The organism is Sphingomonas cannabina (genome assembly GCF_021391395.1).
GTDB lineage: Bacteria > Pseudomonadota > Alphaproteobacteria > Sphingomonadales > Sphingomonadaceae > Sphingomonas > Sphingomonas cannabina.
Genome location: NZ_CP090059.1, coordinates 1,116,155 through 1,137,597, shown reverse-complemented (window position 1 = coordinate 1,137,597; position 21,443 = coordinate 1,116,155). Strand labels below are relative to the sequence as shown.

Annotated in this window: 21 protein-coding genes; 11 read left to right on the top strand and 10 right to left on the bottom strand. The window is 67.7% G+C overall.

What is annotated here, in order from left to right:
* Positions 1 to 159 precede the first annotated feature (159 nt).
* On the bottom strand, positions 160 to 906 hold the full coding sequence (locus tag LZK98_RS05560) for a FadR/GntR family transcriptional regulator (protein ID WP_233785409.1): 747 nt from the start codon (positions 904 to 906) through the stop codon (positions 160 to 162).
* Positions 907 to 1,258: 352 nt separating this feature from the next.
* Between LZK98_RS05560 and LZK98_RS05555 the strand changes: the two genes are divergently transcribed.
* From LZK98_RS05555 to LZK98_RS05535, 5 genes are read left to right on the top strand one after another with little or no spacing between them, the layout of a single operon-like run.
* Positions 1,259 to 2,557 carry a 3-keto-disaccharide hydrolase gene (locus tag LZK98_RS05555; protein ID WP_233785408.1) on the top strand — a complete coding sequence of 433 codons (1,299 nt, stop codon included), beginning with the start codon at positions 1,259 to 1,261 and terminating at the stop codon, positions 2,555 to 2,557.
* Between the two features lie 2 nt (positions 2,558 to 2,559).
* Positions 2,560 to 3,873, top strand: a complete 1,314-nt coding sequence (locus LZK98_RS05550; protein WP_233785407.1) for a Gfo/Idh/MocA family protein — start codon at positions 2,560 to 2,562, stop codon at positions 3,871 to 3,873.
* 19 nt (positions 3,874 to 3,892) lie between these two features.
* Entirely contained in the window at positions 3,893 to 4,744 is an 852-nt protein-coding gene (locus LZK98_RS05545) for an FAD:protein FMN transferase (protein ID WP_233785406.1), read from the top strand.
* A complete protein-coding gene (locus LZK98_RS05540) occupies positions 4,741 to 6,003 on the top strand; it encodes a Gfo/Idh/MocA family protein (RefSeq protein ID WP_233785405.1) in 1,263 nt (420 codons plus the stop codon). The genes LZK98_RS05545 and LZK98_RS05540 overlap by 4 nt, the downstream gene beginning before the upstream one ends.
* Before the next feature lie 36 nt (positions 6,004 to 6,039).
* Complete coding sequence (locus tag LZK98_RS05535) at positions 6,040 to 7,206, top strand: Gfo/Idh/MocA family protein (protein WP_233785404.1); 1,167 nt, start codon at positions 6,040 to 6,042, stop codon at positions 7,204 to 7,206.
* A gap of 71 nt (positions 7,207 to 7,277) precedes the next feature.
* Here the strand turns inward: LZK98_RS05535 and LZK98_RS05530 are convergent, their stop codons facing one another.
* Positions 7,278 to 7,526, bottom strand: a complete 249-nt coding sequence (locus LZK98_RS05530) for a DUF3297 family protein (protein ID WP_233785403.1) — start codon at positions 7,524 to 7,526, stop codon at positions 7,278 to 7,280.
* A 91-nt stretch (positions 7,527 to 7,617) separates the two neighbouring features.
* Positions 7,618 to 7,986, bottom strand: coding sequence for a hypothetical protein (locus LZK98_RS05525; protein ID WP_233785402.1), 369 nt, complete (start codon positions 7,984 to 7,986; stop codon positions 7,618 to 7,620).
* 145 nt (positions 7,987 to 8,131) lie between these two features.
* Between LZK98_RS05525 and LZK98_RS05520 the strand changes: the two genes are divergently transcribed.
* Entirely contained in the window at positions 8,132 to 8,533 is a 402-nt protein-coding gene (locus tag LZK98_RS05520; RefSeq protein ID WP_233785401.1) for an EVE domain-containing protein, read from the top strand.
* Positions 8,534 to 8,546: 13 nt separating this feature from the next.
* Here LZK98_RS05520 and LZK98_RS05515 read toward each other — a convergent pair whose 3' ends face one another.
* Positions 8,547 to 8,906 (bottom strand): winged helix-turn-helix transcriptional regulator, encoded by a 360-nt coding sequence (locus tag LZK98_RS05515; RefSeq protein WP_233785400.1) that lies wholly within the window; start codon positions 8,904 to 8,906, stop codon positions 8,547 to 8,549.
* Between the two features lie 144 nt (positions 8,907 to 9,050).
* On the opposite strand from LZK98_RS05515, the gene LZK98_RS05510 reads away from it, so the two are divergent.
* Positions 9,051 to 9,857, top strand: a complete 807-nt coding sequence (locus tag LZK98_RS05510; protein ID WP_233785399.1) for an SDR family NAD(P)-dependent oxidoreductase — start codon at positions 9,051 to 9,053, stop codon at positions 9,855 to 9,857.
* A gap of 205 nt (positions 9,858 to 10,062) precedes the next feature.
* On the opposite strand, the gene LZK98_RS05505 is transcribed toward LZK98_RS05510, so the two are convergent.
* Genes LZK98_RS05505 through LZK98_RS05490 form a run of 4 tightly spaced genes read right to left on the bottom strand, consistent with a single transcriptional unit; the run spans position 10,063 to position 13,318 of the window.
* Entirely contained in the window at positions 10,063 to 10,785 is a 723-nt protein-coding gene (locus tag LZK98_RS05505) for an anti-sigma factor family protein (RefSeq protein WP_233785398.1), read from the bottom strand.
* Positions 10,775 to 11,308 carry a sigma-70 family RNA polymerase sigma factor gene (locus LZK98_RS05500; protein ID WP_233785397.1) on the bottom strand — a complete coding sequence of 178 codons (534 nt, stop codon included), beginning with the start codon at positions 11,306 to 11,308 and terminating at the stop codon, positions 10,775 to 10,777. Before LZK98_RS05500 ends, LZK98_RS05505 begins: the two co-directional genes overlap by 11 nt.
* A 19-nt stretch (positions 11,309 to 11,327) precedes the next feature.
* Complete coding sequence (locus LZK98_RS05495; protein ID WP_233785396.1) at positions 11,328 to 12,542, bottom strand: glycosyltransferase family 4 protein; 1,215 nt, start codon at positions 12,540 to 12,542, stop codon at positions 11,328 to 11,330.
* Positions 12,543 to 12,586: 44 nt separating this feature from the next.
* Positions 12,587 to 13,318, bottom strand: coding sequence for a hypothetical protein (locus tag LZK98_RS05490; RefSeq protein WP_233785395.1), 732 nt, complete (start codon positions 13,316 to 13,318; stop codon positions 12,587 to 12,589).
* A 219-nt stretch (positions 13,319 to 13,537) separates the two neighbouring features.
* On the opposite strand from LZK98_RS05490, the gene LZK98_RS05485 reads away from it, so the two are divergent.
* Complete coding sequence (locus LZK98_RS05485) at positions 13,538 to 16,423, top strand: TonB-dependent receptor (protein ID WP_233785394.1); 2,886 nt, start codon at positions 13,538 to 13,540, stop codon at positions 16,421 to 16,423.
* Between the two features lie 48 nt (positions 16,424 to 16,471).
* Here LZK98_RS05485 and LZK98_RS05480 read toward each other — a convergent pair whose 3' ends face one another.
* Positions 16,472 to 17,017: a hypothetical protein gene (locus LZK98_RS05480; RefSeq protein WP_233785393.1), complete on the bottom strand. Its 546-nt coding sequence runs from the start codon at positions 17,015 to 17,017 to the stop codon at positions 16,472 to 16,474.
* Positions 17,018 to 17,096: 79 nt separating this feature from the next.
* Positions 17,097 to 18,920 carry a translational GTPase TypA gene (gene typA, locus LZK98_RS05475; RefSeq protein ID WP_233785392.1) on the bottom strand — a complete coding sequence of 608 codons (1,824 nt, stop codon included), beginning with the start codon at positions 18,918 to 18,920 and terminating at the stop codon, positions 17,097 to 17,099.
* 115 nt (positions 18,921 to 19,035) lie between these two features.
* Between typA and LZK98_RS05470 the strand changes: the two genes are divergently transcribed.
* From LZK98_RS05470 to LZK98_RS05460, 3 genes are read left to right on the top strand one after another with little or no spacing between them, the layout of a single operon-like run.
* Entirely contained in the window at positions 19,036 to 19,374 is a 339-nt protein-coding gene (locus tag LZK98_RS05470) for a hypothetical protein (RefSeq protein ID WP_233785391.1), read from the top strand.
* Between the two features lie 58 nt (positions 19,375 to 19,432).
* A complete protein-coding gene (locus LZK98_RS05465) occupies positions 19,433 to 20,650 on the top strand; it encodes a toxic anion resistance protein (protein ID WP_233785390.1) in 1,218 nt (405 codons plus the stop codon).
* A complete protein-coding gene (locus LZK98_RS05460; protein ID WP_233785389.1) occupies positions 20,651 to 21,358 on the top strand; it encodes an HAD family hydrolase in 708 nt (235 codons plus the stop codon).
* Positions 21,359 to 21,443 lie beyond the last annotated feature (85 nt).

Here is a 21,443-nt window from a genome sequence, read left to right as displayed (position 1 = left end):
GTCGTCAGCTATCATTGTCAGGCAACTATGACAATAGCGTCTGACGAGAGGGGCGATTTCAGGTGTGACGAGTCGCCGCGCCACAAGGGCACCATGTCCCATGCCCGGAATGCGAACTCGGAAGAAATGCGAGGGTAACGGACCCGATCGGGCCCGGTGTCAGACCGTGCGGCGGGCCAGGGCGCGCCGGCGCTGATCGCTCTCCGCACGAGCACGTTCGACCGCTTCGGTTTCGGTGACGTGCAGAAGATGGTCGATGAGCCGGGTGAGATGATCGCGCATCGCGTTGCGCGCATCGACCGGGGAGCGCGCCTCGAGCGCCTTCAGGATGCGGCCATGCTCGGCCATGCGGTTTTCGGTGCCCAGACTACCCGCCTTCGCGAGCACCTCGCGCGCGAGCGGCGAGCGGAAGCGCATGTCCCAGAAATCGGTGACGGCCGAGATGATCACGGCATTGCCGGTCGCCTCGGCGATCGCGATGTGGAAGCGCCGGTCGGCGGCTTCGGCCGCCTCGGTATCCTCCTGCGCCATCTGGGCCAGCAGCTCGCGCAGCTCGGCAAGCTGCGCCTCGTCGATCTCGGTCGCAGCGACCGCGGCGACCTCGCCCTCGAGCAGCCGGCGGGCTTCCGTGATCTCGAACGCGCCGATGTCGAGCTCGCGGTCGGCATTGGCGGTCGAGGAGGCGAGCACGAACACGCCCGATCCCTTGCGCGCCTCGACCAGGCCCTGCATCTCGAGCGCGATCATCGCCTCGCGGATCGTCGGACGGCTGACCTGGAACCGCTCGGTCAGGTCGCGCTCCGCGGGCAGGCGCGTGCCCACCGGGAACACCCCGTCGGCGATGTCGGCGACGATCGCCTGGACGATTTTCCGGTAGAGTTTGCCACCCCGTTCTTCCGCCGACATATCGTTCCTCGTTCGATCAGCCGGACGCGAGCCCGGTCTTCGTATAATTGTCTTACTTCGCTCGCGGCGACCCATCGTCAAGACCTGGCAGGCAGGCAGCCATATTTCTTTGCAAGAAATGTCTGACAGCTATTGCAATGTGGTCCGACCACAGATTAACGATGCGAGAGAAGAGAGACCGCATCGGCAGGAGCCGGCACCGCGGCAACATAAGGCGGGGAATGCCATGGGATCGTCAGGACTTGGGTGCTCGACTCGCCCTCGCGGAAACAGGATCGGTGCCGGCGCAATAGTCCGAGGGATCGCCGCTCTAAGCCTGTTAGCTCTGCCAGGCATCGCGATAGCCCCGGCGATGGCGCAGAAGCAGGCGCCATGGGTCGACATCACGCCCCGGGCCGGCTTGGCCGGCTGGCACACCGCGGGCGGGCAGGCGCCGTACGAGGTGACCGGCGGCGAGCTCATCGGACGCGCCGCGGCGGGATCGGCGAACAGCTGGCTGGTGTCCGACCGGCAATATGGCGACTTCATCCTGGAGTATGACGCCAAGACCGATCCGGTGCTCAACTCCGGCGTCATGATCCGCGGCCAGAGTCGGCCCGATTACCGCAACGGCGTCGTCTTCGGATATCAGGCCGAGATCGACCCGTCGAAGCGCGCCTGGAGCGGCGGCATCTACGACGAGCAGCGCCGGCAATGGCTCTACACGCTCGGCCGCAACGAGGCGGCGCGGCGGGTCTTCCGCTCGGGCGATTGGAACCACTATCGCGTCGAGGCGATCGGCAACCGCCTGCGCACCTGGGTGAATGGCGTGCCCGCCGCCGATATCGTCGACGACACCGACGCGCAGGGGTTCATCGCATTCCAGGTGCACGCCATCCCCGACGCGCTGGCGAGCCGGAAGCCCGAGGTGCGGTTCCGCAACGTCCGGATCATCAGCGAGAACGCAGCCCGTTTCGCGTCTCCGGCGACCTCGCTGGAGCAGCAGGGCTGGCTGGCCAACCGCCTATCCGACGGCGAGCGCCGCGCGGGCTGGACGCTGCTGTGGGACGGCAGCACCGCGAAGGGCTGGCGCAGCGCCAAGGCCGCCGGTTTTCCGAGCAAGGGCTGGTCGATCCGCGACGGCATCCTGTCCGTCGAAGGGGGCGGCGGCGACATCGTCACCGCACGCGACTATCGCAACTTCGAGCTGTCGGTCGATTTCCGGCTGACGCCCAGCGCCAACAGCGGGATCAAGTACCGCATCGATCCGAAGACGCAGGTCGGCCTCGAGTACCAACTGCTCGACGATGCCCGTCATCCGGATGCCAAGATGGGCCGCGACGGCAACCGCACGCTCGGTTCGCTCTACGACCTGATCCCCGCGCGCAACCTGTCGGACCCCGACAGTCCGGGCAAGCGGATCAACCCGCCGGGCGAATGGAACCGCGCGGTGATCGTCGTGCGCGGCCGGCATGTCGAGCATTGGCTGAACGGCTTCAAGGTCGTCGAGTACGAGCGCGGCTCGCCCGAGTTCCGGGCACTGGTCGCGCAGAGCAAGTTCGCCGGACGGACGGGCTTCGGCGAGGGCGCGCAGAGCCCGATCCTGCTCCAGGATCACGGCGACCGTGTCGACTTCCGCTCGATCAAGCTGCGCGAGTTGCAAGGGGAATGACGATGCTCGACCGCCGGACGATGATGAAGGGCGCGGGTGCCACGCTCGGCATCGCGATGAGCGCGCGCAGCTATGCGCAGATCAAGGGCGCCAACGACCGGCTTCGGGTCGCGGTGGTCGGCGTGAACGGCCGCGGACAGGCGCATATGAGCGCCTTCTCCAAGCTGCCGAACGTCGCCGTCACCCACCTCGTCGACGTCGATTCGCAGATCCTGGCGAAGCGCGCCGCCGAGTTCACCGCCAAGGGCAATCCCGCGCCCAGAACCGAGCGCGACTACCGCCGGCTGCTGGACAGCAAGGCTGTCGACATCGTGACCGTCGCGACGCCGGATCACTGGCACGCCAAGGTGGCGATCGATGCGATGGATGCAGATCGGGACGTCTATTGCGAAAAACCGATCAGCCTCGCGCCGGCCGAGGGCGAGGCGATGATCGCGGTGCAGCAGCGTACCGGCCGCAAGCTGCAGGTCGGCAACCAGCAGCGCTCGAGCCGCGAGACGCAGCAGCTCGCCGCGCTGATCAAGGCGGGCGAGCTCGGCGACGTGTACGAAGCGCAGACCTGGTATGCCAACAATCGCACCTCGATCGGCCGGGGCCATGAGACCGCGCCGCCGGCGCATCTCGACTGGGACATGTGGCAGGGGCCGCGCCCGCGCGGGCCCTATCGCTCCAACCTGGTGCCCTACAACTGGCACTGGTTCTGGAAGTACGGGACCGGCGAGACCTGCAACAACGCGATGCATGAGCTCGACGTGGCGCGCTGGCTTATGGGGCTCACCTTCCCTGAGACGGTGACGGCGCGCGGCTCGCGCCAATTCTATCGCGGCGACGATTGGGAGATGTACGACACTCTCGCGCTCGACCTGATCTATCCCGACGGGCGAGCGATCCGGTGGGACGGGAACAGCTGCAACGGCATGCTGCGCTACGGCCGCGGCCGCGGCGTGCTGTTCCTTGGTACCAAGGGCTCGGCGGTCGTCGATCGCAACGGATTCGAGCTCTATGATCTCGCCGGCAAGCAGGTGCGGCAGGTGGCTGCGGCGGCGAGCTCCGAGACCACCGGGACGGTCGGCGAAGGCGCGCTCGACGTCCTGCACGCGGGCAACCTCGTCGACGTCATCCGCGGCCGGGCGAGCGCGCTCGCCTCGCCGATCCGCGAGGGTCATATCAGCACCACGCTCTGCCACCTCGGCAACATCGCCTATCGCACCAAGTCGACGCTCACGCTCGACACCGCGACGGGCAAGCCCTCCGGCGCCGAGGCGATGAAGCTCTGGTCGGTCGACTATGAGCCGGGCTGGGAGGTGAAGGCCTGACCGTCCCGTGATCACCCCCATGATTGCGATGCAGCCCGAGCGGTTCGCCGCGATGGGGACGCGGGTCGAGCTGCATCTGTTCGGCTCGGACGATCGCGATGCACTGCTCGCGGCGCGGCGCGCGATCGAGGCGGTCGACGATGCGCTGACGATCCACCGCCCCTCAGCGACGACAGCGCTCAACGAGTGCCTGATGGCGGGGCGGCACTGCCGTATCAATGATCCGGTGCTGCTCGACGCGCTGGTCGAGATCGAGGCGGCCTATGCGGCGACATATGGCCTGTTCGATCCGGCCGCCGATGCGTCGAGGCCCGGGACGGGGTGGAACATGATCGCGTTCGATAGGGACCATGCCCGGATCGAGGCGTCGCGGCCCGTCGCCCTCGACTTCGGCGGGTTCGGCAAGGGTTTCGCGCTCGATCGGGCATGCGACGTGCTGAGGACGGCGGGAGTCACGTCAGCCTTCCTGTGTGCGGGCGAGAGCTCGATCGCGGTCGTCGGCGAGCATCCGCTCGGGGGAGGCTGGCCGGTCGCGGTTCCCCATCCGATCCGGCCGGGGGGAGTCCTCGCGGAATTCGAGCTCCGCGACGAGGCGCTCTCGATCTCGTCGACCGTGGGCGCGGGAACGGCCGCGCCGGAACGCGCCGCGATGATCCGTCCGACCGACACCTCCGTCATCACCGCGCCGCGTACCACGGTTGCCATCGACCGCAGCGGCGCGCGGGCCGAGGTGATGAGCACGGCGCTGCTCGTCGCCGATGACGATCTGGCCGGACGCCTGCTCGACCCTAGGCAGGCGCGCCGCTTCCTGTTCGATTTCAGCCGTGAAGCGGCGATGCCCGTTCAACCAGGTGAGATGGCTCTGCAATGACCGACAAGGATTTCGACCTCACGCGGCGCGCGTTCATCGACGGCGTCCTGAAGGCGACGGCGGCCGCCGGCATGGCGGCGGCCGCGCCCTGGGCGGTCTCCGCCGCGGGAGCCGAGCCGGCCGCGGGCGATCGCGTGCGGCTGGGCGTGATCGGCACGGGCGATCGCGGCCGGACGCTGATCCGGAACATCCTCAAGACCCGCAACTGCACCGTCGCCGCGATCTGCGACAATTTCGAGCCGCATCTGTCCAAGGGACGCGCGCTGGTCAGTCCGGCCACGCCCGCCTTTGCCGATCATCGCGCGATGCTGGATGCCGGTGGCCTCGACGCGGTGGTCATCGCGACCCCACTCAACGTCCATGCGACCCACGTCCTGGATTCGTTCGACGCGGGTCTGCACGTCTGGTGCGAGAAGGCGATGGCGCGCACCATCGCCGATTGCAGCGCGATGGTGAGAAAGTCGCAGGACAGCCGCAAGGTGCTGCAGATCGGCCATCAGCGCATGTTCCACCCGACCTATCTCAACGCGCTGCGCCGGGTGAAGGCGGGCGAGATCGGCCCGGTTACCCAGATTCGGGCGAGCTGGCACCGCAACACCAGCTGGCGGCGTCCGGTCCCGTCCGGGGCGACCGACCGGCAGATCAACTGGCGCCTCTATCGCGACGTTTCAGCGGGACTGATGACCGAGCTCGCGACCCACCAGCTCCAGGTCGGCAACTGGTTCCTCGACGCGGTGCCGACCCGCGTGATCGGGTCGGGCAGCATCTGCTTCTGGAAGGATGGGCGCGACGTCTACGACCATGTCGCGCTGGTCTATGAATATGCGGGCGGGCGGAAGTTCGTCTACACCTCGCTCCTGAACAACGCGCGCTACGGGTGCGAGGAGCAGATCCAAGGCAGCAAGGGGACGATCGAGCCGGAGCTCGGCCGCATCTATCAGGAGGTGCCGCCCAAGGTGCTGGCGCTCCAGCGGATGCAGGAGGACGTCAAGCGCGGTCACAAGCGCACCGTTCCGATCGGCGGCGCCACCTGGTTCCCCGAGCTCCCCGTCACGACGCCGGGGGAATCGCTGGGCTGGGGCGAATATGACGAGACGATGCTCCAGTTCGAGGGGTTCGGCGAGGCGGTGCGATCGGGCAAGCCGCTTCCCGGACTGCTGGCGCAGGCCTATCATGCGAGCGTCGCCTCGCTGCTCGGCGAGCAGGCGATGGACCGCGGCGAGGCCATGACCTGGCCGACCGACCTCGTCACCGTCTGACGATCGAATGATGCGCATCACCAAGAGGAACCCGCTGTGATCGAATCCAACCGCCGCGAGCTTCTGGGCCTTCTCTCCGCGAGTGTCGCCGTCGGCTTCGCCGCCGACGCGCTCGCGCAGTCCGCCACCCGTGGCGATGCGCCGACCGAGGGCGCGCCGGCACGGCCCGCTCCTGAAGCCAAGTATCGCGTGCCCTTCGCCGTGATCGGGCTCGACCACAACCACATCTACGGCATCACCGACGCGGTGATCCGCGGCGGCGGCGTGTTGACGAGCTTCTTCGCCACCGATCCCAAGCAGATCGCGATGTTCCAGAAGCGCTATCCGGGCGTCCCGCTGGCCCGGTCGGAGGACGAGATCATCGAGAACCGCGCGATCAAGCTGGTGTGCAGCGCGGCGATCCCCAGCCTGCGCGCGCCGCTCGGCATCAAGGTTATGCGCGCGGGCAAGGACTATCTGAGCGACAAGGCCGCCGTCGTCTCGCTGCAGCAGCTCGCCGATGTCCGCCAGGCGATAAAAGAGACCGGGCGCAAATACGGGATCATGTATTCGGAACGCCTCGAGGTGCCGGCGGCGGTGATGGCAGGCCAGCTCGTCCACGACGGCGCGATCGGCCGGGTGATCCAGACGGTCAACCTCGCCCCGCACCGCCTGGCCGCGCCGAGCCGGCCGGACTGGTTCTGGGATACGAAGCGCAACGGCGGCATCCTGACCGACGTCGGCAGCCACCAGGCCGACCAGTTCGTCTATCTGACGGGCAGCAAGCGCGCGCATGTCGTCGCGTCGCAGACGGGCAACTTCAACCATCCCGAGCATCCTCAATTCGAGGATTTCGGCGACATGGTGCTGAACGGCGACGGCGGCACCGGCTATGTCCGGGTCGACTGGTTCACCCCGGACGGCCTGCCTACCTGGGGCGACGGCCGCCTGTTCATCCTGGGCACCGAGGGCTACATCGAGCTCAGGAAGTACGTCGACGTCGCCGGACGGCCCGGCGGCAACCACCTGTTCATCGCCGACCGCAAGGGCACGCGCTATCTCGACTGTTCGAAGGTACCGCTGCCCTTCGGCCCGCAGTTCGTGACCGACATCGTCGAGCGCACGTCGGTCGCGCAGGACCAGGAAGGCGCCCTGCTCGCCGCCGAGCTGGTGCTGACCGCCGAGGCCCGCGCGACGCCGGCCAAGGACAGCGCCAGCGCGTGACCTGAAGACTGTCCCCCCATGCCATTTGCGCCGGAAGCGGCCCTGGCCGATATAAAACTTCCGGAGACCTCCTAGCCCTCGGCCGGGCTTTCGAACCAGGCCTCGACCGGACCGGTGAGCTTGATCGTCAGCGGCTGGCCGTGGCGGTCGACCTTCTTGCCGAGCTGGACGCGGATCCAGCCTTCGCTGATCGAATATTCCTCGACGTCACGGCGCTCCTGCCCTTTGAAGCGGATGCCGATGCCGCGGCGGAGCAGTTCCCCGTCGAAATGAGGGCTGCGCGGATTGGTCGAAAGCCGGTCGGGAGGAGTGTCGCTCATGACCGCGCCTCCTGCCCCAGCCGCGCGCAAAAGAAAAGCGGCGCGGGAACCCCGAGGCTCCCGCGCCGCCGTTCGTCATATGGCTGCCGTCTCAACGGCAGATGCGGATCCGCTCGCGATCGCCCCAATAAGGGTCGTAGCGCCACTCGGTGTAGCAGCGCGGGCGATAGCGATAGTAGTAATCGTCCTCATAGTAATAGGGACGCGGGTAATAGCCGCGGTCGTAGTAGTAGGGACGGTCGTAATAGCGGTCGCGGCTGCCCGACGCGATCGCCGCGCCGACCGCCAGCCCCAGGACGCCGGCGGCGATCGCCGGACCCGTCCGGTCGTGGTGGTGATGGTAATAGCCGCGACCCCAGCCGCCGCGCCAGCGCTGCGCCTCGGCCGGCGCCGCCGTCGCGACGAGCGCGGTCGCGCCGAGCGCCAGGCCAAGCGTCGCTTTCTTGAACAGGTTGCGCATCTCGATGCTCCTCATGACACGCCAGGTCGCTTTGACGAACGAACGCACCATCGACCGAGCTTGTTGCCTGCCCTAGCAAGGGTCATCTGAACTCACCCGTAATGCTCCGTTTACCACAGGTTCAGCCAGAAGGGACTTTGCTGCAATGGCCTATTGGATCATGCGTTCGGAACCCGAGACGTACGGCTGGGACGACCTCGTCCGCGATACGTCGACCGAATGGGACGGCGTCCGCAACGCCACCGCGCGCATCTTCCTCAAGGAGATGCAGCCAGGCGACCGCGCCTTCTTCTACCATTCGGGCAAGCAGAAGGCGGCGGTCGGCATCATGGAAATCACCCGCGCCTGGCGGCCCGACGGCGAGGACGGCAACTGGGCCAGCGTCGCGGTGAAGGCGGTGGAGGCGCTCCCCCGCCCCGTCACTCTCGCCGAGATGAAGGCCGAGCCCCGCCTCAAGGCGCTCGAGATGCTCCGCCTCTCCCGCCTGTCGGTGACGCCGGTGCGCGAGGAGGAATGGCGGACGATTCTGGAGATGGCGGGCCGCTAGGCGCAGGCGCACCTTACGGCCGCCGCAGCTCCAGTCCCATCGCGTCGAGCGGAGTCCCGGTCGCGCGGTCGACCACCACCGGTTCCACCGCCCGCCCGCTCCCTGTCTCGACCAGTGCGCTCAGCGGCCCGCCGCCGAAGTGCCTTGCCCCCCACGCGCCCAGCGCATGGAGGATCGGCAGGTAATCGCGCCCGCATTCGGTCAGCACATATTCGTGCCGCGGCGGCCGCGCGCTGTACTGGCGCCGCTCGAGCAGGCCCGCTTCGGTCAGGGCCGCCAGCCGCCGCGTCAGGATATTAGGCGCGATCCCCAGGCTCTTCTGGAACTGGTCGAAGCGCGTCAGGCCCAGCCCCGCGTCGCGCAGGATCAACATGCTCCACATATCCCCCGCACGAGTGAGCCCACGCGCCACGGGACAGATGCCGGCGGAAAATTTCTCGGTGTCCATTGCAGAATGATAGTGACATAACTATCAAAATGCAAGCGACTCGATCCCGAGCCGCGGGAGATACGAGACATGACCAAGGCCCTCAATGAAACCGCGCTCGTCACGGGCGCGTCCACCGGCATCGGCGCCGTCTATGCCGATCGCCTCGCCCGGCGCGGCTACGACCTGATCCTGGTGGCGCGCGACGCCGCCCGCATGGAGGCGCTGGCCGAGCGCTTGCGCGCCGAGACCGGCCGCACCGTCGAGGTGCTGCGCGCCGACCTCACCGACCGCACCGACCTTGCCGCGGTCGAAGCGCGCCTCGCTTCCGATCCGTCGGTCACCTTGCTGATCAACAACGCCGGCAAGTCGATGAAAGGCACGCTGCTCGATGCCGAGCCGGCCGAGATCGACGACATCGTCGCGCTCAACATCACCGCCCCGACCCGCCTCGCCGGCGCCGCGGTCAAGACGTTCGCCGCGCGCAAGACCGGCGCGATCGTCAACATCGCTTCCGTCCTGGCGCTGGCGCCCGAATTCTACGACGGCGTCTATTCGGGGTCCAAGGCGCACCTGCTCAACCTCAGCCTATCGCTGGCCCACCAGCTCAAGGACCAGGGCGTCTATGTCCAGGCGGTGCTGCCCGGCGCGACCCGCACCGAAATCTGGGAGCGCTCGGGCAAGGACGTCGACAGCTTCCCGCCCGATTTCGTCATGGACGTGCACGACCTGGTCGACGCCGCGCTGATCGGCTTCGACCGCCGCGAGGGCGTGACCATCCCCCCGCTCGCCGACGAAACGGACTGGACCGTGATGAACGATGCGCGCCTGGCGATGCAGAGCCGCCTGTCGCGCAGCGAGGTGGCGCCGCGCTATCGCGAGGCGGTGTCCGCCTGATGGTTAGCGCGGATCGGCATTTCAGCTTTCTCGGCTCTTCCCAATCCTCTCCCGCCAGGGGGAGGTGGCGCCGAAGGCGACGGAGGGGGCGGTCAGCGATGTCGCCTGTTTCGATAGCGCCGAACGTCCTCCCCCTCCGTCACGCTTCGCGTGCCACCTCCCCCTGGCGGGGGAGGATTAGAATGCCGATCCGTCCCAGCCTAGGTCACGACCAGTAGCGCGCCAAAGCCTCGGCGGTATCGTCCATCGCGATCGGATCGGCGTCGCCGGTCAGCGCATAGGACATGTCGCCGCGGCGCCAATAGGCGACCGACTGCAGCCCCTCCCGGACGGCATCGGGCCGTTCCGGCGCGTCGCTCGCCTCGCGCGTCGCGAAGATCGACATGCTGCGCCCTTCGGGGGTCTTCACCGCGACGAGAAGCGCCGGCGTCTTGTCGGTGGGAAAGACCTGGACGTCGGTCACCTGCCAATTGGTCGGCAAGGTCGGTACGGCGATGCTGGTGCGAGCCAGGATTTCTCCCGCGTCGAACGTCGGCGCCTCGACCTGCGACGCCATGTGCGCGCGCATCATCGCGACGCGGTGCGACGCGACCGCCATGTCGACATAGGCCGGCGGCCGACCCGGCAGGAGCAGGAAGGCGGATGCCGCCGCCGCCAGCGACAGCGCGCCCGCCGGCACCGCCTTGCGCAGGAGGGCACGGGCCGGCCGCCGCTGCAGCGCCGCCGCCTTCTCCGCCATCTCGGCAGGCACCGGGCGCGGATCGTCGGCGAGCAGGTGCAGCGCCGTCCGCGTGCCGAGTTCTCCCATCACCCGCGCCGCGAGCGGCGGGTTCTCCGACAGATAGCTCTCGACTGCGAAGCGGCGGCCGGGATCGAGCTGGCCGTCGACATAGGCATGGAGGTCCATTTCCGACGGCTCATCCAGCATCCTGTCCTCCCACTACCCGCAGCTGCGCGGCCCCGGGCTCCTGCCCGCTGTCGCCATCCCTCAGCGTCGCACGCGCCCGGGCGAGGCGCGACATCACCGTCCCGACCGGCACGCCGAGAACGTCGGCCGCCGCCTGATAGCTGAGTCCCTCGACGACGACGAGGTGGAGCACGGCGCGCTGATGCTCGGGCAGCGCGGCGAAGGACCGGGCGATCCGTGCCAGATGGGCGCGCCGCTCCTGCTCCGGGTCGACATGCGCCATCAGCGTCTCGGCGAAGCGATCGTTGCGCCGCGCCTCGGCCGCCTCGCGCCGCTTGCCCGAGACGAAGACGTTGTGGACGATGGCGAGCAGCCAGCGGCGGCGGTCATGCCCGGGCCGGTAGCTCCGATGCCGCTCAATCGCGCGGAGCAGCGCGTCCTGCACGACGTCGTCGGCATCCTGGTCGTCGCGGGCGAGCGCGCGGGCGTAGCGACGCATCGCCGCGAGATCGTCCTCGATCGCCTCGTCCCGGTCCGACTTCATCCACCGCATCGCATTGGCCTCACGCCGCCTGGCGAACGGGCACGTGCCCCAGGCAGCGGCGATAGCTTTCCAGCACCGCCCCTAGCACATCGTCCCAGCGATGGCGCCCGGCCTCGTCGCCCGCCGCCCGGCCAAGCCGGCGCCGCAGCGTCGCGTCGCGGATGAGATTCTCGGCCGCACCGGCAAAGGCGGCCGCATCGTGCGCCGGCACCAGCAGCCCGGTACGGCCATGCTCGATCAGCGCCGCCGCGCTGGCGACGTCGGCCGAGACGACCGCGAGCCCGCTCGCCATCGCCTCCAGGTTGACGTTGCCGAACGCCTCGGTGACGCTGGGGTTGATGAGGATATCGGCGCTGGCGATCGTCCTGCCGAGCTCAAGCCCCTCGAGATGGCCGGTGAAGACCGCATCGGGCAGCCGCCGCTCGATCCAGCCGCGCGCCGGCCCTTCGCCGACCACCAGCGGCCGCATCCGGTGTCCCGCCTCACGCAGCGCGGCGATCGTATCCGCGAACACGCCGAGCCCTTTCTCGACGACCAGCCGCCCGAAGAACAGCGGCACGATATCGTCCGGGCCATAGCCATGGCCGGCGCGCAGGGCCTCGCTGCGCAGCGCGGGATGGAACAGCCGCCGCTCGACGCCGCGGCCCCAGATTGCCACCCGCTCCCGGCCGTGCGCCGCCGCCAGGCTCTGCGCGATCGGCCGCGTGGGCGCGAGGATGAGGTCGCAGTCGCCGTAGAAGCGGTCGAGGTAGCGCTCGATCACCGGCCGCAGGAACGACAGGCGGTAATAGTCGGCATAGGTCTCGAACCGGGTATGCAGGCTCGCCACTACCGGGATGCCTCTGGCCCGCGCATATTTCTGCGCCTGCCGTCCGAGCAGGTCGGGCGCGGAGAGGTGGACGATGTCGGGCCGGAAGTCGTCGAAATCGGCGCGCGCCTCGCGCGTGAAGCCCAGCGCCAGCCGGTATTCCGGCCGCCCCGGCAGGCTCAGCGAGCGGACCGCACGCACCTCCCCCACCGACGCGAAAGCCTGGCGTGGCGCACGCGGCGAATAGACGCGCACTTCGGCGCGCCCTTCGGCCAGCAGATAGGCGACCAGCCGGTTGAGCGCCTGGTTGGCGCCGTCACGCACGCAGTCGTAATTGCCGGAAAACAATGCGACGCGCAGCGGAGGCCGGGACGACGGCTTGGGGGCGAAACGCGGGTACGCGGTACGGACATCGAGCAGTGCCATAGCGGGCATACGCCTGCCGACGCCCCGCTATTCCCTCTCCGCCGTCAAAATTCTCTGACGAGCCGCACCCCCGCCCGCGGCCGCACCGGCTCGCCGCGGTCCTTGTGCGCGCCGAGGCCGAACTGCACGTTCACCGCGCGCGCCAGCCGCTGGTGGACCTGCGGCATCACCAGCACATGGCCGTCACGCCCGCCGAGATAGTTCACTTCCAGTCCAAGCACCCGATCGTCGCTGGCGTCATAGAAGGTGGAATGGTTGAGGATGGCCGCGTTGCGCCCCCGGCCGCCGCCGGCGGCGATGTCGGAGAGGCCGGCCATGCTCACGCTGCTCCACCGGCGGTCGAAGCGATGCGCGACCATATAGGCGAGGCTGCTCGAATAGCGCCGATGATGCCGGTCGTAGATGCCGAGATACTGGACGCCATGCGCCGATCGCCCCTCGTTGAACGTCCCAAACGCGCCTTGCAGCCCCAGCTTCAGCTCGGCGAGCCGGCGCCCCTCGAACGGCAGCTCGACCTCGACGGCGAGCCCGTCGGCGAAGGCGTATTCGACCTCCGGCGCCCAGCCGACCGTCCGCTCAGGGCCGGACAGCGGCACCATCGCCAGCGTATTGGCCTCGAGCTCGCCCTGGCGCGCACCGAGCGGGCGCATCATGTCGAACACCATCGGCTCGGGCACGTGGGGATAATCGTCCGCCCGCGCGAACGGACAAAGCCAGACGCTGAGGGCAAGGCACGCCACATGGCCGGCGACGCGGCCGAGTGGTGGTATCGGCAAGGGAAGCTCCGCGGAGATTGGTGACGCTCCCACCTACGCGCGTCACCCGCCGATTATTCCCCCGAGAGGGGAATCCCACCCGTCCGTTCGCGCTTTTCTCCCGGCGCGAAAGATGCTTAAATCTCGCCTGATAAAATTCAATCCCATAATATGGGACAAAAGGGAGAGTATATGTCAGGGTCGAAGGTTGCGCGCGCTGCTCTCATCGGTAGTGCTTCCATGGTCGCCGTGTGGCTCGCGAGCGTTTCCGCCCATGCGCAAAGCACGCCGTCCGAAACCCCAGCGCCGACGGTCCAGGACGGACAGGACGACGCCGATATCGTCGTCACCGGCTTCCGCTCCAGCATCGGCAGCGCGCTGAACGCCAAGCGCTCGGAATCCTCGGCGATCGACATGATCAAGGCGGAGGACATCGCCGACTTCCCCGACAACAACCTCGCCGAATCGCTGCAGCGCGTGCCGGGCGTCTCGATCAACCGCGTCGGCGGCGAAGGCAGGGCGATCACCGTCCGCGGCCTGTCGGGGAGCTTCACCCGCGTCCGCGTCAACGGCATGGAGGCGCAGGCGATCTCCGGCGCCACCACGTCGGACCGTGGCATCAACACCGGGCGCGGCTTCGACTTCAATGTCTTCGCGTCGGAGCTGTTCAACAATCTCGTCGTCCGCAAGACCGCGGACGCGGAGACGCTCGAGGGCTCGCTCGGCGCGACGGTCGACCTCAACACGTCGCGGCCCTTCGACTATAAGGGCTTCACCTTGGCGGTGAGCGCGCAGGGCGGGTACAGCACCCTCGCCAAGAACGTCGATCCGAAGCTGACCGGGCTCGTCTCCAAGACATGGGAGACCGGCATCGGCCGCATCGGCGTGCTGGCCTCGGCCGCCTACAGCCGCCGCCGCTATTACGAGGACCAGTTCGGCTCGGGTGGCTGGAATCCGGCGACGATCGACGGCGGATTCTGCTCACCGGTCGGGGTGACGCCGGTATCGCCCGAACTCAACCCGGGACAGGGCACCACCGCCACCGACTGCGCGACCGGCGTACCGCGTCCTGCCGCGAATGACACCAACTACGCGCTGGTGAACCGTTCCTCCGTCTTCCTGCCGCGCATCCCGCGCTACGGACGGTTCCATCACGACCAGAAGCGCCTGGGCGTCACCGGATCGCTGCAATGGGAGCCGAAGCCCGGCATCGAGTTCGGCGCCGACCTGCTTTATTCGGACTATAAGGTGTCCCGCGAGGAGAATTGGCTCGAGGGCTTCTCCTTCGCCCGCGCGATCGCCGCGCCCAATTTCGGCAAGCCGCAGACCGCCATCCGCGAGGCGGAGCTGCGCGACGCGGGCATCAGCCATACCCATGGCAATGCATTGCTCGGCGACAACTACGGCCAGACGGTCTACGACATCGCCTATGGCGTGTTCGACGGCGTCGACGTGCGCTCGGACACCCAGTACGACCGTTTCCGCAGCCGCTTCACCCAATATACGCTCTACGGAAAGTTCGACGTCACCGATCGGCTGCGCGTGAACCTGCTCGCGGGCAAGGCGCGCACGAACTTCGACCAGACCGAGCAGACCACTTTCTTGTTCGGCCGCAACAACACCCGCCAGACCATCGATTTCCGCGAGGACCGCAACCAGCCGACGATCACCTACGGCTTCGACGTCACCGATCCGAACCAGTACACGCTGGCCCCCGGCAGCGCCGAAATCCGCGCGTCGCCGTCGTTCGTCGACAATGAGAACAGGATGGTCGAGGGCAGCTTCACCTGGAAGGCCGCCGACGGCTTCACGGTGAAGGGCGGCGTGCATGTCGACCGGTTCGACTTCAGCGTCACGCCCTATCAGCGCCCCGACAACTTCCGCGTGCCGACGGTCAGCGCGGCGGACCTCGCGGGGATGACTCATCTGGTCAAGGGCTTCGGCAAGGGAATGCGCGACGGCGTGTTCCCCAGTTCCTGGGTCGCGATCAACTATCAGGACTTCGCGAAACGCTATGGGCTCGACAACTACACCGGCGATTTCGCGCTCATCCAGAACTTCAGCGGCACGCGTAAGGTGCGCGAGGATGTCGTCTCGGCCTATGGCCAGGTCGATTTCGACCTGGCCGGCATGGGCGTGCCGATCCGCGGCAACGCCGGCCTGCGCTATGCCCGCACGTCGCTCGACTCGACCGGCTATTCGCCGTCGATCAAGCAGTTCGTGACCGTGGGCCACAGCTATGAGGACTGGCTGCCGTCGCTCAACGTCGTGGCCGATCTCAGCCATAACCTGCTGATCCGCGGCGCGGTCGCCAAGGTGATGACGCGGCCCGAGCTCAGCTTCCTCAGCCCCGGCGCGAACGTCACGCTCGGCGGCACGCCCAGCATCAACAGCGGCAACCCGCTGCTCGAACCGATCCGCGCCACCACCTACGACGCGGCGATCGAATGGTATTTCGCGCCCAACTCGCTGCTGTCCGCCGCCTATTTCCGCAAGGACATCCAGTCCTACGTCCAGAACCAGGCGCTGCAGATGACCTTCGCCCAGACCGGGCTGCCGGAAAGCCTGCTCGGCACCAACAGCGGCATCAATCCCAACGTGACGATCTTCACGGTCAACCAGGCCCGCAACACGCCGGGCGGGCCGTTGGAAGGGTTCGAGATCAACTACCAGCAGGCGTTCACCTTCCTGCCGGGGTTCCTCAAGAACTTCGGCGCGCTGCTGAACTATACGCACGTCGAATCGACGATCACCTATTTCCTGGCGGCAAGCTCGGAGAACACCACCAACCGCGACCTGCTCGGCCTGTCCCGCGACGCCTTCAACGGGACGCTCTATTATGAGGACAAGAAGCTGAGCGCGCGCATCTCGGGCTCGTACCGCGGCCCGTACATCATCGCGCTTCCCGCCAACAACCCGCTCCAGGACCTGGAAGGCGTCGACAAGTCGCTGATCTTCGACGCGTCGGTGTCCTATCAGCTGACCGATCAGGTCAAGTTGACGCTGGAGGGGCTGAACCTCTTCGACCGGCCCTACCGCCAATATATCGACTCCGACCGCGACAGCACGTTCGTCTACAGCCACACCGGCGCCCAATTCTACTTCGGCGCCCAGTTCAAGTTCTGACGCAGCGACGCCGGGGCGGCAGGCTGCCCCGGCGACCTTCCGGCCCGCTTATTCCCTTGGCGATGTTCCGTTTCCGCGAGGCTCCGCCGGCACCGGATCGTCCAGCGGGATCGGCACGCGCGCCGACTTGTCCGGGGCTTTGCCCGGCCCGCGCTTCACCGCCGCGCCGATGTCCCGGATCAGCAGGCCCGGATTGGTCGCCTCGCCCGGCTCCTCGCAGCAGCTGTCGGGATCGATCAGCTTGCCGACCGCCCGGACCAGGAAGGTCGCGCCGCCGAGCAGGTCGACGCCGACCGTGCATCCGCGCATGTCCGCCGCGCACGGCGGCGCGGCTGCAGCGAGCGCGCCGGTGCCGCTGAGATCGGGATTGCTCGGCATCGGCCGGTCGGGCGGTCCGCGCTCGGCCGGCAGCGGCAGCCGCGGCGTCGCCGCCTCCGGCTTGCCGCAGACGACGATGTCGCTGGTGGTGTTCCGTGCCGAGGCACATGGATCGACCAGGATCGACCAACGCTGGGTACCGTCGCCCGCCGTCTCCGGCCGGTCGACGGCGGTGTCCTGGACGCCGGCCAGCGCCAGCAGCACGGCGATCAGCATGTCCGCGCCCTCCTCGCTCCATGAACGACCGCCTATCAAAGCATAGATCGGCCGGAAGCAGGAGCGAAAAGCGGCGGGGTCAGGCCGCCTCGCTCACCCGCTTCTGCCGCTTGCGCTCGTGCGGATCGAGGAAGCGCTTCCTCAAGCGGATCGACTTCGGCGTCACCTCGACCATCTCGTCGTCGTCGATATAGGCGATCGCCTGCTCCAGTGTCATCTTCTTGGGCGGGGTCAGCCGGATCGCGTCGTCCTTGCCGCCCGAGGCGCGGAAGTTGGTGAGCTGCTTCGCCTTCATCGGATTGACCTCGAGGTCGTCCGGCTTGGCGTTCTCGCCGATGATCATGCCCTCGTAGAGCGGATCGCCCGGCGCCACCATCAGGATGCCGCGCTCCTCGAGCGCGTTGAGCGCATAGGCATTGGCCTCGCCCGATCCGTTGGAGATCAGCACGCCGTTCTTGCGGCCCTCGATCGGCCCCTTGTACGGCCCGTACTTCTCGAACAGCCGGTTCATGATGCCGGTGCCGCGCGTGTCTGACAGGAACTCGCCGTGATAGCCGATCAGCCCGCGCGACGGCGCCGAGAAGGTGATGCGCGTCTTGCCGCCGCCCGACGGGCGCATATCGGTCATCTCGGCCTTGCGCTGGTTCATCTTGTCGACGACCGTGCCCGAATATTCGTCATCGACGTCGATCACGACGGTCTCGTACGGCTCCTCGCGGCCGCCGTTCTCGCCCTCGCGGAACAGCACGCGCGGCCGGCTGATGCCGAGCTCGAAGCCCTCGCGGCGCATCGTCTCGATCAAGACGCCCAGCTGGAGCTCGCCACGCCCGGCGACCTCGAAGCTGTCCTTGTCGGCCGCCTCGGTGATCTTGATCGCGACGTTCGACTCCGCCTCACGGAACAGGCGGTCGCGGATCATGCGGCTGGTGACCTTGCTGCCCTCGCGCCCCGCCATCGGCGAATCGTTGACGGCGAAGCGCATCGACAGCGTCGGCGGATCGATCGGCTGCGCCTGGATCGCTTCGCTCACCGAGGTGTCGGCGATGGTGTTGGCGACGGTCGCCACGGTCAGGCCGGCAAGGCTGATGATGTCGCCCGCACGCGCCTCCTCGACCGGCACGCGGTCGAGCCCGCGGAAGCTCATCAGCTTCGACGCGCGGCCGGTCTCGATGACGTTGCCCGCCTCGTCGAGCGCGTGGATCGGCTGGTTGACCTTGACGACGCCCGACTGGACGCGCCCGGTCAGGATGCGGCCGAGGAAATTGTCGCGGTCGAGCAGGGTGACGAGGAAGGTGAACGGCGCGTCCTCGTCGAGGCTGGGCGGCGGCACATGGCTGACGATCTTCTCGAACAGCGGGCGCAGCGTGCCCTCGCGGATGTCGGGATTGTCGCCGGCATAGCCGTTGCGGCCCGAGGCGAAGATCACCGGGAAATCCAGCTGCTCGTCGTTGGCGTCCAGGCTGACGAACAGGTCGAACACCTCGTCGAGCACTTCCTGTGCCCGTGCGTCCGAACGGTCGATCTTGTTGACCACCACGATCGGCTTCAGGCCCAGCGCCAGCGCCTTGCCGGTCACGAACTTGGTCTGCGGCATCGCCCCCTCGGCAGCGTCGACCAGCAGCACCACGCCGTCGACCATGCTGAGGATGCGCTCGACCTCGCCGCCGAAGTCGGCGTGGCCCGGCGTGTCGACGATGTTGATGCGGATGCCTTCCCAGTCGATCGAGGTCGGCTTGGCGAGGATGGTGATCCCGCGCTCCTTCTCGAGGTCGTTCGAGTCCATCGCTCGTTCCTCGACGCGCTGGTTGTCGCGGAAGGTGCCGGACTGGCGGAACAGCTGGTCGACAAGCGTGGTCTTGCCGTGATCGACGTGGGCGATGATCGCCACGTTACGGAGGCGCATGGGGATTCTCTGATTTCGCGTGAAAGTTGGCGGCCCCTAGCGCAAATGCTGCGTCGCGGGAAGCCTTGGCATTTCATTCGCGTGTGTTACATAGATAAGGCACCAAGGAGACGGCATGAACAAAGCGTGGGGATGGCTGGTGTTGGCGGCGGCGCTCGGCGGCTGCGGCGACGAGCAGGTGCACCAGATGAAGGCCGAGGTGACGCTCTCCGATACGGGGCGGTTGGCGGTGGCGTGCAAACAGTCGAGCTCCGGCGAGTGTCATGCTCTCGTCCTCGGCACCACCCTCGTTCGCGGCGTCGCCAAGGCCGGCGCCGACACTACGATCGACGGCGTGATTCCCGGCGTGCGGTTCTGCGTGGGCGAGGTCGCGCCGGAGCCCGACAAATGCGGCCCCAAGGAACTCGCCGTCGGCACCACGATCTTCAGCCATCGCAAGGTCGTCAAGAACTGATCCTCCTTGAACCCACGCGCCCTTGCGCCCATTGAGACAGCATCGGCAGGAGATAGCCATGGCGACCACCGCTTCCACCACCGAGACCAAGACCGCCGAGAAGAACCTCGTCCTCACCGCGCCGGAACCCGTACCCGCGGTCGCGCCGGAGAAGTCGGCCGGCCTCGTCCCCGTCGACGACGCCAAGCGGACCGAGCTCGAAAGCCGCGTCGACGCGTTCATCGACGACCTGGTCGCGCAGGACGTCAACTCGCCCGAGTTCGGCAAGCGCATCGACGCGATCACCGGCATGGGCCAAAAGGAGATCCGCGAGGCGGCGGGCCAGTCCAACCGTTTCCTCGACCGTCCGATCCGGGCCATGGACCAGGAATCGGGCGTCGGCGCCGACCTCGCCCAGCTCCGCCGCACGATCGAGGATCTCGATCCCGGCAAGAAGGGCGACCTGTTCACCTCGAAGAAGCTGTTCGGGATCATCCCGTTCGGCAACAAGATGCGCGACTATTTCGACAGCTACAAATCGTCGCAGACGCACATCGCCTCGATCCTCAAGAGCCTCGCCTCCGGCAAGGACGAGCTCTTGATGGACAATGCCGCGATCGACGTCGAGCGGCAGAACCTATGGGCGGCGATGGGCCGGCTCGAGCAGATGATCCACCTCTCCAAGACGATGGACCAGAAGCTCGAGGACAAGGCCGCCGAGCTCGACCATACCGACCCGGCCAAGGCCAAGGCGATCCGCGAGACCGCGCTGTTCTACACCCGCCAGCGCACCCAGGACCTGCTGACGCAGATGGCGGTGACGGTGCAGGGCTATCTCGCGCTCGATCTCGTCAAGAAAAACAACGTCGAGCTGGTGAAGGGCGTCGACCGCGCCTCGACCACCACCGTCTCGGCGCTGCGGACGGCGGTGACGGTGGCGCAGGCGCTGACCAACCAGAAGCTGGTGCTGGAGCAGATCACCGCGCTCAACACCACCACCGCCGACATCATCGATTCGACCGGCAAGCTGCTCAAGAGCCAGACCGCGACGATCCACGAGCAGGCGGCGAGCTCGACCATCCCGGTCGAGACGCTCCAGCGCGCGTTCCAGAACATCTACGACACGATGGACGCGATCGACACGTTCAAGCTCAAGGCGCTCGATTCGATGAAGACGACGGTCAACACCCTGTCGAACGAGGTCGAGAAGTCGAAGGGCTATATCGCCCGCGCTGAAGGCCAGGCCCAGGCCGCGCTGGAGGGGCCGCAGGAGACGTTCAAGCTAGAGGCCGTGTAAGTGTCCGAAGTCGACGACGTCGTTTTCCGCAGCCAGGAAGTGCTCGACCGCACGCGCGCCGGCTATGGCGCAGGGACCCGCGCCCGCAAGCGCCGCGAGCGGGAGATCGTGACCCGCGTCGGTCGTGTGCTCGCCGCCGACGCCGCGATCATCGTCGCGGCGGTGGCGATCGGGTTCATCGTGCCGCTCGGCATGTTCGGCGCGCTGGCGGTGATGGCGCTGCTGATCGCCGCAACCTTGTTCTTCGCGCTGCTTCCCGCTGGTCCGGCGCCGCGGCCGGAACGGTTCGGCCAGATCCCGCTCAAGGCGCTGCCCCGGCAGACCGAGGCCTGGCTGGAGCAGCAGCGGCCGGCGCTCCCCGCTCCCGCGGTCAACCTGATCGACACGATCGGCACGCGGCTGGAGACGCTGGCGCCCCAGCTCGCGGCGCTCGACGAGAACACCCCCGCCGCGGTCGAAGTGCGCAAGCTGGTCGGCGAGCAGCTCCCCGAATTGGTCAAAGGCTACCAGCGCGTGCCCGAACCGCTGCGCCGCACCCCGCGCAACGGCCGCACACCCGACGAGCAGCTCGTCGACGGCCTTAGGACGATCGAGACCGAGATCGGCGAGATGACCCAGCAGCTCGCGCAAGGCGACCTCGACCTGCTCTCGACCCGCGAACGCTATCTCCAGATCCGCTACCGCGACGACGAGGGCGTGGGGAAATAGGCGTCCCGAGCTTTTTCTCTTCGTCATGCCGGACTTGATCCGGCATCCAGGGTCACGAGCGACGTCGCCTGCGACCCTGGTCCCG

Coding starts and splice junctions, on each gene's coding strand:
- LZK98_RS05480 (WP_233785393.1), bottom strand. CDS start 17,017: ATGCTGATCGCCGTGCTGCTGGCGCTGGCCGGCGTCCAGGACACCGCC.
- LZK98_RS05495 (WP_233785396.1), bottom strand. CDS start 12,542: ATGGCACTGCTCGATGTCCGTACCGCGTACCCGCGTTTCGCCCCCAAG.
- typA (WP_233785392.1), bottom strand. CDS start 18,920: ATGCGCCTCCGTAACGTGGCGATCATCGCCCACGTCGATCACGGCAAG.
- LZK98_RS05520 (WP_233785401.1), top strand. CDS start 8,132: ATGGCCTATTGGATCATGCGTTCGGAACCCGAGACGTACGGCTGGGAC.
- LZK98_RS05550 (WP_233785407.1), top strand. CDS start 2,560: ATGCTCGACCGCCGGACGATGATGAAGGGCGCGGGTGCCACGCTCGGC.
- LZK98_RS05485 (WP_233785394.1), top strand. CDS start 13,538: ATGGTCGCCGTGTGGCTCGCGAGCGTTTCCGCCCATGCGCAAAGCACG.
- LZK98_RS05510 (WP_233785399.1), top strand. CDS start 9,051: ATGACCAAGGCCCTCAATGAAACCGCGCTCGTCACGGGCGCGTCCACC.
- LZK98_RS05555 (WP_233785408.1), top strand. CDS start 1,259: ATGGCGCAGAAGCAGGCGCCATGGGTCGACATCACGCCCCGGGCCGGC.
- LZK98_RS05530 (WP_233785403.1), bottom strand. CDS start 7,526: ATGAGCGACACTCCTCCCGACCGGCTTTCGACCAATCCGCGCAGCCCT.
- LZK98_RS05505 (WP_233785398.1), bottom strand. CDS start 10,785: ATGCTGGATGAGCCGTCGGAAATGGACCTCCATGCCTATGTCGACGGC.
- LZK98_RS05560 (WP_233785409.1), bottom strand. CDS start 906: ATGTCGGCGGAAGAACGGGGTGGCAAACTCTACCGGAAAATCGTCCAG.
- LZK98_RS05500 (WP_233785397.1), bottom strand. CDS start 11,308: ATGAAGTCGGACCGGGACGAGGCGATCGAGGACGATCTCGCGGCGATG.
- LZK98_RS05525 (WP_233785402.1), bottom strand. CDS start 7,986: ATGCGCAACCTGTTCAAGAAAGCGACGCTTGGCCTGGCGCTCGGCGCG.
- LZK98_RS05540 (WP_233785405.1), top strand. CDS start 4,741: ATGACCGACAAGGATTTCGACCTCACGCGGCGCGCGTTCATCGACGGC.
- LZK98_RS05470 (WP_233785391.1), top strand. CDS start 19,036: ATGAACAAAGCGTGGGGATGGCTGGTGTTGGCGGCGGCGCTCGGCGGC.
- LZK98_RS05545 (WP_233785406.1), top strand. CDS start 3,893: ATGATTGCGATGCAGCCCGAGCGGTTCGCCGCGATGGGGACGCGGGTC.
- LZK98_RS05465 (WP_233785390.1), top strand. CDS start 19,433: ATGGCGACCACCGCTTCCACCACCGAGACCAAGACCGCCGAGAAGAAC.
- LZK98_RS05515 (WP_233785400.1), bottom strand. CDS start 8,906: ATGTTGATCCTGCGCGACGCGGGGCTGGGCCTGACGCGCTTCGACCAG.